Source organism: Variovorax paradoxus, assembly GCF_024734665.1.
GTDB lineage: Bacteria > Pseudomonadota > Gammaproteobacteria > Burkholderiales > Burkholderiaceae_C > Variovorax.
In genome coordinates this window covers 4,484,518-4,500,101 of record NZ_CP102931.1, presented here as the reverse complement: position 1 = coordinate 4,500,101, position 15,584 = coordinate 4,484,518, and the positions used below count along the sequence as shown (strand labels likewise).

The window sequence follows — 15,584 nt, the reverse complement described above, 5'->3', positions numbered from 1 at the left end:
ATCACAGGAATCAACCACACCAGAGCCAGCTGGAGTCGCCGTTGCAGCGGCGAGTAAAAATCGCTGCGTAACACAACCACCGTTGCGATCAGATTGCCTGCGAGAACTGCGATGGCAATGAAAGCAAGCAAGAAGTACACATGCCTGGGCAACGTAGCCTCTCCAAGAGCTTTTGGAGAATGTAGCTACGGGTGCATGCAGGCGTCAACCTGCGGTTCGTGTCGGGCTGCGACATGGCAACCCCGACGTGCGTTACCGCGAAGGTGTGCTCCTGACCGGATTCGGCTTCACTGGTCGGCGGTGAAAAGTACGAAGCGACCTTCAGCAGACGCCTTGGCGTACAGATCTTTCACTCCAACGAACCAGGTCCACGTGTACTCGAAGTCTTCGTCGGAGATGTCGCCGTCGTAATTTTTGGCATTGATGTTGTTGTAGAGCTGCCTGAATTCAGCCTCGCCAATAGGCTCCAGGGCTGCCGCAATATCCCGCACTTGAGCCGGAGTCTTCAGGCTCATGATGTAGTCGTCGTTGGAGTAAAGGCTGCGGCCGCCCAAGACGACGTGGTTGAGCGGGTAGGCTCCACCCGTCCATGACAGCGTTCCGTCCGAAAGGGCCCGATGCATTGCATCCCATGACTTGTCGGACTCCGCAACGTAAGCCTCGGCTTCTTCGAAGTAGCGTGCCTCTATCTCCTCTGTCACATATTCGAGGCGAGCATCGTCGTCTTCGATGGCCTCCAAGGCAGTCGCATCGTCTTGGGTGAGAGCGAAATGAACACCGAGGCAACTCATTTGATAAGTCCTTGCTGATTCAGGTCGTGCCTTACGCCTTCGACAGGCGCCGCCGCGCCTTCACCGCCGAAGCCAGTCCCTCGAGCACCGGCACCGTCTGGGCAAAGCCGATGCAGGCATCGGTGATCGACACACCGTGCTTCAGCGCGACGCCGGGCTTCAGGTCTTGCCGTCCTTCTTCGAGATGGCTCTCGATCATGATGCCCGTGATGCGCCGCTCGCCGGCCGCGATTTGCGCCGCCACGTCTTCGGCGACCACGATCTGCCGCTGGTGCTGCTTGCTGCTGTTGCCATGCGAGACGTCGATCATGACCTGCGGCCGCAGGCCATTTGCCAGCAGCGCCTCGCAGCTAGACGCGACATCCGCGGCCGAATAGTTGGGCGCTTTGCCGCCGCGCAGGATCACATGGCAGTCGTCGTTGCCGCGCGTCTCGAAGATCGCCGCCATGCCCATCTTGGTCATGCCCATGAAGGCATGTGGCGCGCGTGCCGCAAGAATGGCGTCGGCCGCAACCTTCACGCTGCCGTCCGTGCCGTTCTTGAAGCCGACCGGGCAGCTCAGGCCCGACGCCAGTTGTCGATGGCTCTGGCTCTCGGTGGTGCGCGCTCCAATGGCACCCCAGGCGATCAGGTCGGCAATGAACTGCGGGCTCAGCAGATCTAGAAACTCGGTGCCGGTCGGCAGGCCAAGGGTGGTCAGCTCGAGCAGCAGGCGCCGAGCGCGCTCCAGCCCTTCGTTGATCGCGAAACTGCCGTCCAGGTGGGGGTCGTTGATGTAGCCCTTCCAGCCCACGGTGGTGCGCGGCTTTTCGAAATAGGCACGCATCACGATCAGCAGGTCGTCCTGCAGGGAGTCGGCGATCTTCTTCAAACGCTGTGCGTATTCGATGGCCTGGTCGTGGTCATGAATGGAGCATGGGCCGACCACCACCACCAGCCGGTCGTCGCGACCGTGCAGCACGTCGGCGATTGCCGCGCGGCTGCCTTCGACCAGCGCCAGCGTGTTGTCGCGCACCGGCACGCGTTCCTGCAGCAGGGCAGGGGTGATGAGCGGACGAACGGCGCCGATGCGCACGTCGTCGATCCGGGTGGTGTCGAGCGTGCTGTCGCGGGAGCCGATTTCGGCGTCGTGGAGGGGGTCGTCGAGGCGGGACATGATCGTGGCTGTGATTTCGAATTGAGCTTCTTCGATTGTCTGCTCGATCAAGAACCCCGGTCGTCTCTCAGCACGGCTTCTCCAGTGCGAGGGTTCGTCAGGGTGACGTTCTCGAGCGCCTTGATTCGCCACTCGCCAGCCTGCCGCGTCAGCACGGCAAGGATCAGCGTGTCTACAGCGTGCGGGCCTGCCGGGTGAGCCGCACCGGCCGTGAGGCGGCTCCAGAAGTGAATGATTGCCGCACCATCGCTGATGGCGACCACGTCGATCAGCTCGTTCTCGAGCGTGGAATCGCTGTAGATGGTTGCGTGGATGGGCGCATGCAGCTTGACGATTTCCTCGACGCCGCGCACGTAGTGCCCGAACCGATTCACGAATGTCGCGTCCTCATGGAACAGCGCTCCAAGGGACGCCATGTCGTGGTTGTTCCAGGCGGCTTGAAATGCGTGGGGCGCGTCTTCGGGTTGTCTCATTTGAATCATGTGGATTCTCACAAGTGTCTACGTGGGGGCACCCGACGTTTGCCTTGGGCGTCTACTGCCAGGTGGCCGGGGCAAATTCTGCCCCACCGCGGAGTGGCCGCTCGTACTGTCAACTACGGCCAATCAGCGCGCGCTGTCAATGATCATCCCGCCGTCAGGAGTCAGGCTGTAGCCCGTCAGGAACTGTGCATCTCTGCTGGCCAGAAAAAGAACGACGGGCGCAATGTCATCCTCAGGCGATCCATGCCGTCCGAGCGCGTTGCTTGCAGGAGGTGCATCGGCTCCAGCGCCCCAGGTGTCTGCAACGGGCAATATGTTGTTGACCGTGATCTTGTCTGCTCCCCACTCCCTGGCGGCAGATCGCGTCAGCGCGCGAACAGCTTCCTTCGCCATGTTGTATGGGGCGTAGGGCGCCATGCCAAGCACTCCCGCAAGCGACGCGAAGTTGATGACCCGGCCCTCGCCGCTGGCCTTGAGGTGGGGATAGCAGGCTTGCATGGTGCGCAAGTAGGCAATCGGACCCATCTCGAAATTGCGCTGCAGTTGCTCTACCGACATGCCAATGACCGTCGCTTGCACGACAGAAGGGTCGAATGCAACGTTCACGAGGATGTCGAGACCGCCATAGGTCGAGACGACCGTATCAATGGCTGCCTTGATCTGGCCAGCATCGCTCACGTCGCATACAACGCCGAGCGCAATGCCTCCGGCCTCTTGAATGTCGGCGACGACACGGTCGACATTTGCGGCAGTCCGCGAAAGAACGGCCACCTTCGCGCCTTCGGCCGCAAACAGTTTGGCAGTCGCGCGGCCAATGCCGCGTCCTGCCCCTGTCACGACAGCAATCTTTCCATTGAGTCGAGCCATCGGAATCTCCTTCAGTTGAGTTTTGGTTGTTTTGCCGCTGCAGTGGGGATGTTCGGCGACGGAATATCGCGAGCAGCGTTCTGCGTCACGAATGAAGCGATCAGCAGCACGAGGCCCACCGCGGCAGGTGCGGCCGCGCTGGCCTTGCGCACGTTGACGTGAGCAGATGCGGCCAGAAGCAGGTGGAAGAACATGCCGGCGTAAGCGAGGTCACTCAGCTGAACATTCACACGCGAAAGAATGGCCGCGACCGCCAGGAGCTTTACGGCGATCAGGATCGGAACAAGGTATTCGGGATAGCCAAGGTCGGCGAGAGCCTGGCGGACCCAGCTGCTCTTGGTGATGTACATCACCGCAGAGGCCACATACAGAAGGCACAGAAGCGCGGTGCTTATCCAGTAGAAATAGTTTTCGATCATCAGGTTTCCAGATCAGGGTGAGTCAGGGCCGCGAGGATGTCGTCTAAGATCAAAAAGAACAAGTAGGATGAAAAAGTGGTGGCTAGTATGGAAAAACTGACTAATGCAGCCGGCAGCACCAACATGCATGAGGAAATGCGCAGAGCATTCGCCTTGCTTTCCGGCAAATGGAAGCTGGAAATCATGTGGTTGCTCAACCAGCGGATCTATCGCTTCGGAGAGCTGCGCAAGGCAATTCCAGGGATAACCCAACACATGCTGACGGCGCAGCTTCGGGAGTTGGAGGCAGACGGTCTGGTGTCCCGCACGGTGTTTGCGGAGGTGCCTCCCCGTGTCGAATACGAGATCACAGGTAAGGCCCTGGGACTCGGACCTACGATGGCTGCCCTCACGGCGTGGTGGGAGCAGTACGGCCGCAGCGTGCCCACAAAGACAGCTTCACGAGGGCGCAAAGCCAGTTCCAAGTAGGGCCGAAGGCTTCTCGCAAGCCGGTCCAATGGTTGGCCCGCCAAAGTTGCCAGTCGCGATAGAGCAGACGGCAAAGGGCTCTACGCCTCCAGCTGTGTGGAAGCAGCTCGGGAAGCGGCCTGCCGGACCTTCCTGCTCAGCGCAGAGTGGCGATGAACCCGGCGGCGGCATCGCTCAGCGCGTGGTCGGCCGCTTCAGAGAAAGGTGCGCCAAGCCGACGCATTCAGGACAGCCCTTGCTTGCGCTGCGCCTCCCTTCCTGTAGGCATCGGCAACTGCAGCAGTGGCAGATTGCAACTGAAGCAATTCGTCTGCCGTTGGTCCACGTCTCAGGTTGGTAGCTTGCTTTGGCACGTTCGCGATGACCTCGCGCAGCTCCCGAATGACCCTCTGGTGCTCCGAATGCCGCTCACAAAGCGAGCCGCGTATCTCGCATAGAGCCAAATCTACGATCCATTCATTGTGGGGCGCCTTGTCGCGAGCCCGTCGCAGGTAGCTTGAGTAGGCGGCATGGGGCTGGAGCGCTGCAAGAAAAGACGCGTGAACCACGCCTTGCCACGAATAGTCGGTAGTCAGATCGGAGATGAGCTCTTCATCGAGGGAGGCGGCCGCTCTTGCGCATGCGTACAGCATGTCGAGTGGCTGGTACTTCACCGACGGAAACTGGTGAAGGATGTGAGTCAATTCCAGGCCGTCATCTCGCAGCTGCGTCCAGAATCGAAGTGCACTTTCCGCTTTCATGAAGCGGAAGTAGGGAACATCGTGGAGGAGACGAAGCACATCGGATTCAACGTAGAACACATTGCACCTATCTGGTTCTGGGCTGCAAGTTCGTCTAGCCAGGCCGGCACGCGCAGCACGCTCAGCACCCCGACATTTTCTTCGCGCCCCAACGGGACCAAAGTGGGCAGGCTTCCGCGGGTGATCGGCTCCGATCAACGACTCATGACGTGTGAACTCTAAATGCCAGGTAAATAAAGAACGCCACAACCCCACCGATGACTGCAATCGCTGCCCACCACGGAATCTTCTCGCCGCGGGAGTCGCGAAGCGTTACTCCATCCAGTCGGGTGAGCGCCGCTTGTCGTTGTGTCGGTGTACTGATGAGGAATTTGACGATGCCTACCACTCCGAGCAGGGCGAATGCTGCCCCGATAGTCATCCACCCCCAAACCTCTGTCGCGAAGCTGAAGGGAAAGGGGCCTTCAGCCATTGCAGTGAACGGCTCCTTCCCCTTGTGCCTGACAACGATTTCTCCATTGCGCCATGCATTGAAACCATGGAGAAACATGAAGGCTCCGGTGAAGAGAGCACCTGCGACGCAAAGAAACAGCTTGAGAAATCGCATAAACATACTTCTTCTGGCCGGCAAGATGAATGTTGGGTATTAGCCGATTGGCACTACCAGAACAGGCTCAAGAATTTGATCGTCTTCTCGAAGAGGGCGTCCGAAAGCACGGCACTCACGGCAATACACCCGCAGCCGGCAAGCCCCAGGGTCCAGAGGCCGGCCGGCTCGCCCCAATGCCACATCAAGCCACCGACGATGGCCAGGACTGCGCCAAACGAAAAGAAGAAAAGTCGACCTTGCCGGGTAGTCATTCGTGGCGGAATTCTGCTTGTTCCGGTTGATCTCCACCAGCCTGCACCCTCGACTATTCTTGCGCTCTCCTTACTCGGCTGTGGCCGGGTCGATGACGCTGTACACCCGGTCCACCCGGTTGGCCGGAAAGCCGCCGAGCTCGGCGTGCCGGCGCACGAGGTCCTCGTCGGTCGCCTGGTAGACGCAATAGATCCGATCGCCCGTCACGTAGCTGTGGATCCATTGGATGTCGGTGCCCATGCTGCTGAGGACGCCGCAGGACTTTTGCGAGATGGCCTTCAGGTCGGATGGCGTGAGCTTGCCGGCGCCGGGGATGTCTCTTTCGATTACGAACTTGGGCATATTAATACTCCTGTTTGTAGAATCGGCCAAAAGCGACCAGGCCCCATGGTGCCGACTCGATAGGCCCGTGGTTTGACCGCCCCTCCGGAGTTATTGACCGAAACCCCGGCCTTGCTGCTCGAGAGGTGACTATGGACGTGCTGTCGGACGTGCTGCGGACCATCCGGCTGGAGGGCGCCCTGTTCCTGAACGGAGACATGCGCGCGCCCTGGTGCTTCAACGTCCCCAAGAGCTCGGACATGGCCCAGGTGCTCAAGCCCGGCGCGCCACGCCTTGCCATCTGCCATCTGGTGCTGCAGGGGCAGTGCTGGGCGCAACTCCAGGGGGCAGAGCCGATTCGCGTGAACGCCGGCGAAGTCATCGCCGTGCCGCACGGCGATCCGCATGTCCTGGGGAGCCACCTGCGCCACGCGGCCGTGGACGTCGAACATGTCGTGCGCCCGCAGGTGCCCGCGGTGCAACGCATTCGCTACGGCGGCGATGGCGATCGCACGGTGCTCGTATGCAGTTGGCTCACCTACGAAGGCGATGCGCCCAACCCCGTCATGTCCAACCTTCCGGGCCTCTTCATCACGGCGCTGCGCAGCAGGCCGGCGGGGCCGTGGATCGAGCAATCCGTCAATTTTGTGCTGGGCGACGCGGCCGCGCGAGCACCCGGCTCGGAGTTGCTGGTCGCCAAGGTGGCCGAGTTGCTGTTCGCGGAAGTGGTGCGGGGCTATATCGAGTCCATGCCCGCCAACAACCCCGGCTGGCTGGCTGGCTTGCGCGACCCCCACGTGGGCCGCTGCCTGGCGCTGATGCACGGCGAGCCCGCACGCGCGTGGACAGTGGAGGCGCTGGCACAGGAATCCCACATCTCGCGCAGTGTGCTGGCGGACCGTTTCACAGAGCTGGTGGGCGCGCCGCCCATGCACTACCTGGCGCACTGGCGCATGATCCTGGCCGCAGGCATGCTGCGTAGAGACCAGGCCAACCTTGCGCGCATCGCCGAGGGCGTCGGCTACGAATCGGAAGCGGCCTTCAACCGTGCCTTCAAGCGAGAGTACGGTGTGTCACCAGGGGTTTGGCGGCACAACGGTTAGCCCGCCGTCTTCCGCCACCCGCACCTCGGATCTGAGTTGCCCTTTTGCCCATCGTCGACGGAGACAGCGGACATGTACACAGAACAAGGTGGCCAAGGCCCAGACCTCCTCCTCATGCTGCACGGCATGGGCGCAACAGGCGCAGTGTGGTCGCCCATGTGCGCCGAGGCCAGTGCCCGCTGGCTCGCTCTTGACTTGCCTGGCCACGGCCAATCCGATCGGCAAGACTCCTATGCCATCGGCCAATACGCAGCAAGCGTCGGGCGCGCCGTGCTGCCGCACGTCCATCCCGAGGGGCGCCTCGTAGTTCTCGGGCACTCGCTGGGCGGAGTGATCGGCCTTGCACTGGCAACAGGTTGGTTCGGCGTTACACCGCACCGCGTCTTCGCAGCCGGCATCAAGATCGCATGGAGCGATGAAGAGCTCCGCCGCATGGAAACGCTGGCATCCCAGCCTGCCAAGAGCTTCCCCACGGAAGCAGAAGCATGGGCCAGATACCTGAAGGTCTCCGGCCTCGCCGGAATCACCAACGCAGCATCACCCGTCGTCGCGCGAGGCATCGCGCATAACGACAACAACGACGGCTGGCGCCTCGCAATGGACCCCAGAGCCAACGCCGTAGGCAAGCCACCGTTGTCCGAACTGATGACCCTGGCGCGCTGCCCCATCCATCTGGCCCGCGGAGGCAACGACGCACTGGTAACGCTGGAGCAGACCCGCTCCCTCGACCCCGATGCCCGCGACCTCGGCCCGCATGGCCACAACGTGATGGTCGAGGCGCCCGGGCAGGTCTGGGATTGGATGGCCTCCCTCACGTGAGATGAGGGAGCAGGCCGCCTTCAACGAGAGTCTTCAGCCCTTCGATGAAGCGTTACCCGCACTTCGGCTGCGCGCGCCCTCAGCTGACCGCACCCGCCATCCACATCCTGCCCGGCCGAATTGCGCAGCTTCGTCAGAATGCCCCGCTGATGCAGCGTGCGCGCAATCTCTTCGCAGCGCTCCCATGATGGGCGGCTGAACGCCACGCCATCCACCGCGTTGAACGGAATCATGTTCAGCACGCCGTATTTGCCGGAGAGCAGCTTCACGATGCCGTCGATTTCATCCTGCCCGTCGTTCACGCCTTCCAGCAGTGTCCACTGGTACTGAATCGGGTAGCCGGTGGCCCGCGCATAGCGCTCGCCTGCATCGACCACTTCCTCGGGCGTCAGGCCCGGCGCGCGCGGAAGGAGCTTCTTGCGCAACTCGGCCTTGGTCGTGTGCAACGAGAGCGCCAGCGCAGGCCTCACGCGTTGCTGCAGCAGCCTTTCGAACGCACGCGGATCGCCCACGGTCGAGAACACGATGTTCTTGTGACCGACGTTGCCCACCGTGCCGAGCAGGTCGATGGCCTCCATTACGTTGTCCAGGTTGTGGGCCGGTTCGCCCATGCCCATGAACACCACCTTGCGCACCGGCCGGCGCATGCGCGCGAGGGCGACCTGGGCAATGATCTCGGCGCTGCCTACCTGGCGCAGCAAGCCGTCGCGGCCTGTCATGCAGAACTGGCACCCCACGGCGCACCCAACCTGCGAAGACACGCACAGGCCATCGCGAGGCAGCAACACACTCTCCACCGTCTGACCGTCCGCAAGGGCCACGAGCAGCCGCTCCGAGCCATCGGCGCCGGGGTGCACCGCGTGGATGCGCGCCAGCCCCGCAAGCTCGGCCTCGATGGCGGGCAGGGCCTCCAGCAGCGACGACGGAAAGAAGGTGCCCGGCAGACGCCTGCCGCTGTTGCGAGGCAGTGCATGCGACCACAGCCGCAAGATGCGCTGCTCGTGGCTGGGGCCCGCGCCGGCTTCGCGGAGTCGTTGTTTCAGTTCGTGGATTCGCATGCACTGCCGCCTGGGGCAAATGGACTCTTGCACGCGCCAAAGGCCAGCCGTGTCGGCGCCCGGGCGTGCAGAGTGATGGTCGCTGGCATGCCGCAGATTGTGCCCGCCATGCACAGCACGCAGCCTTTGCGCCGCCCGACTGTCATGGCTTTGTGTCTCGCCGCAGCGCCCCGGCAGATATCTCTTCGATTCGAGAAATCCTCGACGAAATCTTTTCCCTTGCGCGGCTTCGCTTCTCTACAGTGAATGCCCCATCGACAAGTCGCCCCTCCCTGTGGGCGACGAACATCCACCGCAAAAGGAACACCCCCAAGACGACCGATTGAATGCGTGAATGAACCGCCTTGCCTCACGGCGGGTTGCCGATGCCCTCGTGCATCGGTGCGAACGTGAGGCACAAAAGGCGACGGCCAGGGTGCGTGAACACCCTGGCCGTCTGACCACATGACGTGCACAACTTTTCAGAGGAAGCACACCAAAATGGCTGAGCGAATTATGGCCGGGCGTTCTACGCCCCAATCTTCCCGTCGCCGCACACGCGGCCCGTCGAAACCCGCCACGCGGACAAGCGACGAAGCAAGGGCACTCCTCGAAATCAAACTGGCGCAGCTGAACTCGCTGCTGTGGTGCTGTTATGGCGACGGCAACGGGTGGTTCGAGGAAGCAGGGGAGATGCACCGGGACCGCATGCTCTGGATTGCTGCGGATCTGGCGCGGGAGGCGGAGATGTTGTTGCAGGAGAGTGGGCTGGGGTAGGGCATCCCACAAAAGCGGGATGCCCTAGAACTTTCCTCTGCGCTAACGTGGCGCCGAGGAGGGTTCCCATGCCGATCCCGAACTTGTTCTATGGGCATCAAGATGCCCTGATGCGCGGTGCGTCTCCGACAACACTCGCCGTGGGCGACTCCTGGTTCTGGTACCCGTTCGACAACCTGCTCGGCGAGATTGCGACGCGCCGCGTTTTGCAGTCGATAGTCGTGGCGGGCTACAACGGCTCAGAGGCTTCGGAGTGGCAGGGCAAGTACGCCGGGTCGATCAAGGCCACTTTCGATTTCTATGCACGCGGCCCTCTGGTCAAGGCTCTGCTGCTTAGCGGCGGTGGAAACGACATCGTGGGGCAGAAGAATTTTCCGAAACTGATCAAAGCCAATTGCTCGGCCTGTCAGTCGGTTCCGTCCTGCTACGCGGATGGGCAGCCTTCGACAGCACTGGACAAGATCATCGGCCACTACCGAAGGCTGATCAAACTCTTCAGAACCTACAACCAAACTGCCGTGGTCGTACTCCACAACTATGACGACGCGTACGCAACCGGCCATGGTGTTTTTGGTCCGGCAGATTGGCTCAAGGTGCCGATGGAGAAATGCCAAGTGCCGGCCTCCTTGCGCAAGGATCTCTTCGCAGATCTTGTAGCTGCCTTTGGCAAAGCACAGGACGCATTGGCAGCAGAGCCTGGCTTGGGAAAGATCGTTGCGCTGAAGACGACAGGTACGTTGGCGGAGGATCAATGGGCCAATGAATTGCATCCCACGCCTGAGGGGTTTCGACGACTTGCGGAGCTGAAGTTTTTGCCGGCGCTGGATGCCGTGTGGTAGCACAAGGGTCGACGTCCAGATGAAAGGTCGCTCATGTCAAACGTTCAGCGCCATAGCTGCACCAGATGCACACATGAGAGGAGTTTCAGATGAGTCAGCCGGACATCCCACAACTGATCGCCTCCCTCGGTTTCTTTAAAGACTGGACAAACTACCTCCTCGTTACGACCGTCGCGGCCTTGGGTTGGGTGGCCACAAAGCCATTGGTCTTGGATGGTTCAGCGCTGCAATGGACCATTGCTTTCTTTTGTCTTTCGATCGTCTTTGCAATTCTCACCCTTGCACTGATACCACTGGTTGGCGAGAGGCTTGTAGCAGGCAGTTCAATCTATGACATCGAGGCAAGATTCACTATCTTTTGGCTTTGGGGGCCTGAAGGTGGTGCAAAGCTCAAATGGGTCTGCTGGCCGCAGCATGTTTTCTTTCTCGCTGGAATCATTGTTTTCAGCGTCGGAAGCATGCTTCATGCGCCCACAACGAAGTGACGTTGAATCATTTCATCAAGCGGATGCCCGGAGGCTATCGAGTTGCGGCCGTGATGAGGTTAGCCCCGGCATAGTCGGATGAGCCAGTCGAGGATGGCGTTGCTCACACTCGTATTCGAATGCCGCGTCCGTTTACATCCGTGAGGATGGATGGTTAACATCAAGTGCCCATTTGGCGGACCGCTTCCAGCGCGGAATTCTTCATGCGCGGCCGCGAGGCAACTCGCCGTTTGAAGCACACGACAACATGACAATAGGAGCCGAGATGGCGATTCTGGAAGTGCTTTCGTTCAAGCTCGCCGCGCCGGCGATTAAGCTCTTGGCCAAATGGGTCTTGCCGGAGCCGTTCAACTCCGAGACAGTCGTCGACGAGCTAGGCGACCTAGTGGATGCGCGGCTCTCCCAGTTTGAGGAGCGACGCAAAGCCAAGCGTCTCTTCGAGGATCTGCAGGACGAGGTAGCGAAACGGCTGGAGCACGCGCTCGAACGGGAGTTCAGCGGGCTGCCGGAATCCGACCGTATGGCTGCGACCGAGACGGTGGCCAGCGTCCTCGAGACCAAGGGCATCGCCTCGGAAACCCTTCGCTCGAACCTGGATCCCGACAAGCTATATCAGGGCCTTCGGCAACAGCACGCCAATGAATTCGATTCCCTTGGCGGCGATGCCACGCTAGCGGCCGACATGCTGCTGCGGGAGACCTGCGTTTACGTGGTGAGGCTCGTGGACAAGCTACCAGATTTCCGACTGGCGCAAGCCCGCGAGATGCTCGTGAGACAGGCGGGCTTGACGCAAGACCTGCACAAGGTTCTCGACGCCGTCGTGGCGCTGCGAGAGGAGTCGGTCGGTACGAGAGCTCGCGAGAGTCAGAATTTCGAGACGAACTATCGTCGCGCGCTAGTGCGAAGTCTCGATCAAATGCATCTGTTTGGCGTCAGGCAACTCAATGAGGTGTCGAGCGAATATCCGCTTTCGATTGCATACGTGACCTTGCGGGCGAACACCTCCGGGGAGAACGACGGTGGCACCGTCGAATCGATCCTGCCGGAGAAAATGCGGCTGCTCGTCCGGGGCGAGGCTGGTACCGGAAAGACGACGCTAATGCAGTGGATCGCGGTCCGCGCCGCGCGCAGGGATTTCAGCGGCAACCTGAGCTCTTGGAACCACCGCATCCCCATCTACCTGCGGCTTCGGGACTTTGCCAAGGAAAATGTAGATATCCCCACGCCGGAGAACTTCCTGCGTGGAGGCTTCGCTTCCACCATCGCCCATACGATGCCCACCCTCTGGATGCATGACGTACTTGAGCATCGGGCGCTCGTGTTGATCGACGGTGTCGACGAGCTTCCTATCTCGAAGCGATCCAAACTCATCCACTGGCTGATCTCCTTGGTGGATACTTTTCCGGATGCAGTCTTCGTGGTGAGTTCGCGACCGGCGGCATTGGACGCGGACTCTCCGCATCATTCCGTCGGAGCTGCGTTGAAGCGACACGCATTCGAAGCACTGACCCTTGAACCGTTACGGCTGCGGGAAAGCGAAATGCTTGTGACCCAGTGGCATCAAGCCGTGGCCCAAGACGTGTTGCAGGAGGGGCGCCTCGCGGACCTGGATGCCCATCGGCTTTCCTTGCACCGCGCCTTACGCGAGCGGCCGGCGATCCGAAATCTCGCGTCCAACCCTTTGCTGTGCGCCATGCTCTGCGCCCTCAATTGGCACTTGAACCAGCGGTTACCCAACGACCGTATGACGCTGTATCAGACGGCCCTGGAAATGCTGATCAGCCGGCGCGACAGTGATCGGGACATCCAAGCCACCCGACTGAAAGAAATTAATTTTCAAGGTAAGCAGGATCTGCTCGATAGGTTGGCCTATTGGATGCTGCGCAACGGCATAACTGAAGCGTCGGAAGACGAAATTCGGACCCAACTGGCGCTGTCGTTGCCGCGTCATCTCTCCTCAATTCAGGGTGACGCAACCCTGGTGCTGCAGGAGCTTCTCGAACGGAGCGGCGTTCTGCGCCGACCTCAGCACGGTTTGGTGGATTTCATACACCGCACATTTCTTGAATACATGGGTGCTCGCGCCGCGGTCCAATCCGGTGATGTGGGGCTTCTCGTAGAGCGGGCGAAGGAAGAGAGTTGGCGCGAAACGATCGTGTTCGCCGTGGGCCATTCTCAGGGTGTCGCGCGCGACAAGCTGATACAGCGCCTTCTGGAGAAGCCATTTCTCGGCCTGGGCCGCCGCTCCGCGGAGGCCGACGTCACTGCGGTTTGCTGCCTGGAAACCGGGTCGAGCAACCTCTCTCCGGAACTGCTGAGCAGGTTGCTTCAGCGGTCGAAGACCTTGTTTCCTCCGATCTCATTGATGCAAGCCCCGCTCCTCGCGCCAGCGGCGTCGCTCTATCCAGACCTTATCGAGGGCCACCAGAACGCCTCTGCGATGGCGGTCGCGGGTTGCATCCGGTGCGCGGCGATGATTGGTGGTGAAAGAATGCTCTCGGTCATCGAGAGCTACGCGCGGATAGACGCGCCGTTGGTGCGTGGCGAGCTCTTCGATGCATGGACGGGATTCGATATGGGAGCCTATCGCGATCGCGTCGTTATGAAGATGCCTTGGTGGGGCGAATTGCTAAAAGCATCCTCTCCCGGACGCAAGGATTTGCCGCCCATTGACGAGCTGGTGCGCTTGGTGGAATTGCTTTGCTATAGGGGCGAGCATCTGGGGAAAGCCAAAACATTCGAGGAGGCAATCAGCCGCTTCATGAAGTGGCGCTGGCTTTACTTGGGAAGCCTAGAGGACGAGCTTGGGTCCAGCGCCCCAACAGGAAGCAAGGTACCCGACCAAGAGCCGCGCACGTCCGTGGAGGTGGACGAGGAGAGACGACGTCCCAAGGATAAGGCGAAGCTCATCACCCTCGCCGATTTGAAGCGTGTCGTGGCGATCGAATCGCTCGACGATGTCCGCCTCGCTGTTCCGGTCGAGGCCGCAGCGCTCCCACTTCTTGCGAAACTTCAGGGATTGACTGAGTTCGGATTGATTCTCAACGACGCCACGCTTCTAAGCTCCGTGGCTCGGTTTAATCGATTGGAAAGATTGCATCTGAAGGGCGACTCGTACAGCGGCCGGAGCGCCTCGCCCACAATCTACGATCTCGGCCCACTCAAGGAGTTGCCGGACCTTAAGTCGCTGTCGATCGAATTTTTTTGGGAAGATGCGAGGATCGAAATGCCCTCATTGGATGAGCTGCCAAAGCTCACGAAGATAGAGGTCGTCTACTCTTGCGTCGGGCGCGTGCTGGGCCAGGTGCGAAGTCGCTACCTCGAAGAACTCAACCTTCACGTGGGTAGCGTGGGGGATCTCCTAGATCTGAGCGCCTGTTCTGCACTGCATACCTTGACCATCTCCGTCGAGGAGCCTACGACGTTGAAATTACCCGGAACGATCGTTTCCCTGCGCATCATGCAAGGCGCCAACGTGACACTCGAAGGCGATTTTTCCAGCCTCGAGCGTTTATACATCGGCGGAAAAAAAACGCACCTGAAAATGGAGCCTCTGTTCGAAGCTCCTGCTCTCAAGAAAGTCGTTGTTGACGACAGCCCCAACGCGCTGAAGCCCGAAGTCCGTCAGATGCTTGTCGATCGAGGGGTTGAGTTCGAAGCCCGCTGAGCGACCCCATCGCGTCAATGCGCAGCGGTTCGCGCACCATGCCGCGCACTCGCCGGCGGCATTCGTCGGCAACGGTGCTCGGCATCGTGTATTCCACCATCAGAGCCGCTTTCTTCAAGGAAGAACCAAACACGGGAAAGTCGACAATGACATGCTAACAGCCGTTCATCTCAACACACAACTTTGAGTTTTTTCCATACTGCGCGAATTGCCAGATGAGAGTCGGTACTTCATGACGACGGGGTTGAGCTTGACGCGTTCGACGCTCACGAACAAGCATGCCTGTTTCAGGCTCGGCATATCCCCCGAGTACCACTACCTCTTTCATGTTCTCCAGAACTTCAATGAGTCTCCAAGCAAAGCGGATGCTGAACATCTGCTCGCGCTTCCCAACGCGGCTCACCGATTCTTGGAGTTCTACACGTATGCAAAGCTTCCCTTGAGCGGGAAGTCGAACCTCGATCAGAGAGCAGGTCCTTTATTTGGACCAGAAAAGGCGATCCGCATCCTCAAGCTCTTGCGTCACTTCAGTCACCTCGAAGGGATTGAGTGGCTAATGACGCACGCGAACGTCCTAGCAGACATCGAGGAGGCTGTTGCGCAACCAATGGACTGCGTGAGGGCGGACAAGGATCACTACGAGGCGTTGGTCGCTGCGATCCGGTAGTTGCGTTCGTTGAGCCGCGTAATAGATTCAAAAGCGCTCTTGAGGCGATTCCCGCTGATACCCCTTCAAATGTCGTTCTTGTAC

Annotated in this window: 18 protein-coding genes; 8 read left to right on the top strand and 10 right to left on the bottom strand. The window is 60.4% G+C overall.

The window, feature by feature from the left end; translation table 11 throughout:
* Window positions 1–287: 287 nt before the first annotated feature.
* From NWF24_RS21250 to NWF24_RS21230, 5 genes are all read right to left on the bottom strand, one after another.
* On the bottom strand, window positions 288–791 hold the full coding sequence (locus NWF24_RS21250; RefSeq protein WP_258350253.1) for a YfbM family protein: 504 nt from the start codon (window positions 789–791) through the stop codon (window positions 288–290).
* Window positions 792–822: 31 nt separating this feature from the next.
* Complete coding sequence (locus NWF24_RS21245; protein WP_258350252.1) at window positions 823–1,947, bottom strand: 3-deoxy-7-phosphoheptulonate synthase; 1,125 nt, start codon at window positions 1,945–1,947, stop codon at window positions 823–825.
* Between the two features lie 47 nt (window positions 1,948–1,994).
* A complete protein-coding gene (locus NWF24_RS21240) occupies window positions 1,995–2,420 on the bottom strand; it encodes a YybH family protein (RefSeq protein ID WP_258350251.1) in 426 nt (141 codons plus the stop codon).
* A gap of 132 nt (window positions 2,421–2,552) precedes the next feature.
* Window positions 2,553–3,296, bottom strand: a complete 744-nt coding sequence (locus NWF24_RS21235) for an SDR family NAD(P)-dependent oxidoreductase (RefSeq protein ID WP_258350250.1) — start codon at window positions 3,294–3,296, stop codon at window positions 2,553–2,555.
* Window positions 3,297–3,307: 11 nt separating this feature from the next.
* Complete coding sequence (locus tag NWF24_RS21230; RefSeq protein ID WP_258350249.1) at window positions 3,308–3,715, bottom strand: DoxX family protein; 408 nt, start codon at window positions 3,713–3,715, stop codon at window positions 3,308–3,310.
* 87 nt (window positions 3,716–3,802) lie between these two features.
* Here NWF24_RS21230 and NWF24_RS21225 point away from each other — a divergent pair, with 87 nt between their 5' ends.
* Window positions 3,803–4,183, top strand: a complete 381-nt coding sequence (locus tag NWF24_RS21225) for a winged helix-turn-helix transcriptional regulator (RefSeq protein ID WP_258350248.1) — start codon at window positions 3,803–3,805, stop codon at window positions 4,181–4,183.
* Between the two features lie 194 nt (window positions 4,184–4,377).
* Here NWF24_RS21225 and NWF24_RS21220 read toward each other — a convergent pair whose 3' ends face one another.
* The 4 genes from NWF24_RS21220 to NWF24_RS21205 form a co-directional block, all read right to left on the bottom strand.
* Entirely contained in the window at window positions 4,378–4,983 is a 606-nt protein-coding gene (locus NWF24_RS21220) for a hypothetical protein (RefSeq protein WP_258350247.1), read from the bottom strand.
* A gap of 142 nt (window positions 4,984–5,125) precedes the next feature.
* A complete protein-coding gene (locus NWF24_RS21215) occupies window positions 5,126–5,530 on the bottom strand; it encodes a hypothetical protein (protein ID WP_258350246.1) in 405 nt (134 codons plus the stop codon).
* Between the two features lie 53 nt (window positions 5,531–5,583).
* The gene (locus tag NWF24_RS21210; RefSeq protein ID WP_258350245.1) at window positions 5,584–5,784 is read right to left on the bottom strand and encodes a hypothetical protein; all 201 of its coding nucleotides are present in this window, start codon (window positions 5,782–5,784) and stop codon (window positions 5,584–5,586) included.
* 70 nt (window positions 5,785–5,854) lie between these two features.
* Window positions 5,855–6,127, bottom strand: a complete 273-nt coding sequence (locus NWF24_RS21205) for a DUF4242 domain-containing protein (RefSeq protein ID WP_093059083.1) — start codon at window positions 6,125–6,127, stop codon at window positions 5,855–5,857.
* A gap of 131 nt (window positions 6,128–6,258) precedes the next feature.
* Between NWF24_RS21205 and NWF24_RS21200 the strand changes: the two genes are divergently transcribed.
* Both NWF24_RS21200 and NWF24_RS21195 read left to right on the top strand, forming a co-directional pair.
* Window positions 6,259–7,209, top strand: coding sequence for an AraC family transcriptional regulator (locus tag NWF24_RS21200; protein WP_258350244.1), 951 nt, complete (start codon window positions 6,259–6,261; stop codon window positions 7,207–7,209).
* Window positions 7,210–7,281: 72 nt separating this feature from the next.
* A complete protein-coding gene (locus tag NWF24_RS21195; RefSeq protein ID WP_258350243.1) occupies window positions 7,282–8,028 on the top strand; it encodes an alpha/beta fold hydrolase in 747 nt (248 codons plus the stop codon).
* 20 nt (window positions 8,029–8,048) lie between these two features.
* Here NWF24_RS21195 and NWF24_RS21190 read toward each other — a convergent pair whose 3' ends face one another.
* Window positions 8,049–9,086, bottom strand: coding sequence for an RNA methyltransferase (locus NWF24_RS21190; RefSeq protein WP_258350242.1), 1,038 nt, complete (start codon window positions 9,084–9,086; stop codon window positions 8,049–8,051).
* A 480-nt stretch (window positions 9,087–9,566) separates the two neighbouring features.
* Here NWF24_RS21190 and NWF24_RS21185 point away from each other — a divergent pair, with 480 nt between their 5' ends.
* From NWF24_RS21185 to NWF24_RS21165, 5 genes are all read left to right on the top strand, one after another.
* Window positions 9,567–9,842, top strand: coding sequence for a hypothetical protein (locus NWF24_RS21185; protein WP_093177723.1), 276 nt, complete (start codon window positions 9,567–9,569; stop codon window positions 9,840–9,842).
* Between the two features lie 68 nt (window positions 9,843–9,910).
* Window positions 9,911–10,681, top strand: a complete 771-nt coding sequence (locus tag NWF24_RS21180; protein ID WP_258350241.1) for a hypothetical protein — start codon at window positions 9,911–9,913, stop codon at window positions 10,679–10,681.
* An 89-nt stretch (window positions 10,682–10,770) separates the two neighbouring features.
* Entirely contained in the window at window positions 10,771–11,166 is a 396-nt protein-coding gene (locus tag NWF24_RS21175; protein WP_258350240.1) for a hypothetical protein, read from the top strand.
* A 265-nt stretch (window positions 11,167–11,431) separates the two neighbouring features.
* The gene (locus NWF24_RS21170) at window positions 11,432–14,833 is read left to right on the top strand and encodes an NACHT domain-containing protein (RefSeq protein ID WP_258350239.1); all 3,402 of its coding nucleotides are present in this window, start codon (window positions 11,432–11,434) and stop codon (window positions 14,831–14,833) included.
* 232 nt (window positions 14,834–15,065) lie between these two features.
* Window positions 15,066–15,500, top strand: a complete 435-nt coding sequence (locus tag NWF24_RS21165) for a hypothetical protein (protein ID WP_309148841.1) — start codon at window positions 15,066–15,068, stop codon at window positions 15,498–15,500.
* Window positions 15,501–15,584: the final 84 nt, after the last annotated feature.

What these genes read in the sequence shown, in the direction of transcription:
- NWF24_RS21180 (WP_258350241.1), top strand. Translation starts at nt 9,911, where the DNA reads ATGCCGATCCCGAACTTGTTCTATGGGCATCAAGATGCCCTGATGCGC.
- NWF24_RS21185 (WP_093177723.1), top strand. Translation starts at nt 9,567, where the DNA reads ATGGCTGAGCGAATTATGGCCGGGCGTTCTACGCCCCAATCTTCCCGT.
- NWF24_RS21170 (WP_258350239.1), top strand. Translation starts at nt 11,432, where the DNA reads ATGGCGATTCTGGAAGTGCTTTCGTTCAAGCTCGCCGCGCCGGCGATT.
- NWF24_RS21225 (WP_258350248.1), top strand. Translation starts at nt 3,803, where the DNA reads ATGGAAAAACTGACTAATGCAGCCGGCAGCACCAACATGCATGAGGAA.
- NWF24_RS21165 (WP_309148841.1), top strand. Translation starts at nt 15,066, where the DNA reads ATGACGACGGGGTTGAGCTTGACGCGTTCGACGCTCACGAACAAGCAT.
- NWF24_RS21240 (WP_258350251.1), bottom strand. Translation starts at nt 2,420, where the DNA reads ATGAGACAACCCGAAGACGCGCCCCACGCATTTCAAGCCGCCTGGAAC.
- NWF24_RS21230 (WP_258350249.1), bottom strand. Translation starts at nt 3,715, where the DNA reads ATGATCGAAAACTATTTCTACTGGATAAGCACCGCGCTTCTGTGCCTT.
- NWF24_RS21195 (WP_258350243.1), top strand. Translation starts at nt 7,282, where the DNA reads ATGTACACAGAACAAGGTGGCCAAGGCCCAGACCTCCTCCTCATGCTG.
- NWF24_RS21210 (WP_258350245.1), bottom strand. Translation starts at nt 5,784, where the DNA reads ATGACTACCCGGCAAGGTCGACTTTTCTTCTTTTCGTTTGGCGCAGTC.
- NWF24_RS21250 (WP_258350253.1), bottom strand. Translation starts at nt 791, where the DNA reads ATGAGTTGCCTCGGTGTTCATTTCGCTCTCACCCAAGACGATGCGACT.
- NWF24_RS21190 (WP_258350242.1), bottom strand. Translation starts at nt 9,086, where the DNA reads ATGCGAATCCACGAACTGAAACAACGACTCCGCGAAGCCGGCGCGGGC.
- NWF24_RS21205 (WP_093059083.1), bottom strand. Translation starts at nt 6,127, where the DNA reads ATGCCCAAGTTCGTAATCGAAAGAGACATCCCCGGCGCCGGCAAGCTC.
- NWF24_RS21175 (WP_258350240.1), top strand. Translation starts at nt 10,771, where the DNA reads ATGAGTCAGCCGGACATCCCACAACTGATCGCCTCCCTCGGTTTCTTT.
- NWF24_RS21215 (WP_258350246.1), bottom strand. Translation starts at nt 5,530, where the DNA reads ATGCGATTTCTCAAGCTGTTTCTTTGCGTCGCAGGTGCTCTCTTCACC.
- NWF24_RS21245 (WP_258350252.1), bottom strand. Translation starts at nt 1,947, where the DNA reads ATGTCCCGCCTCGACGACCCCCTCCACGACGCCGAAATCGGCTCCCGC.
- NWF24_RS21235 (WP_258350250.1), bottom strand. Translation starts at nt 3,296, where the DNA reads ATGGCTCGACTCAATGGAAAGATTGCTGTCGTGACAGGGGCAGGACGC.
- NWF24_RS21200 (WP_258350244.1), top strand. Translation starts at nt 6,259, where the DNA reads ATGGACGTGCTGTCGGACGTGCTGCGGACCATCCGGCTGGAGGGCGCC.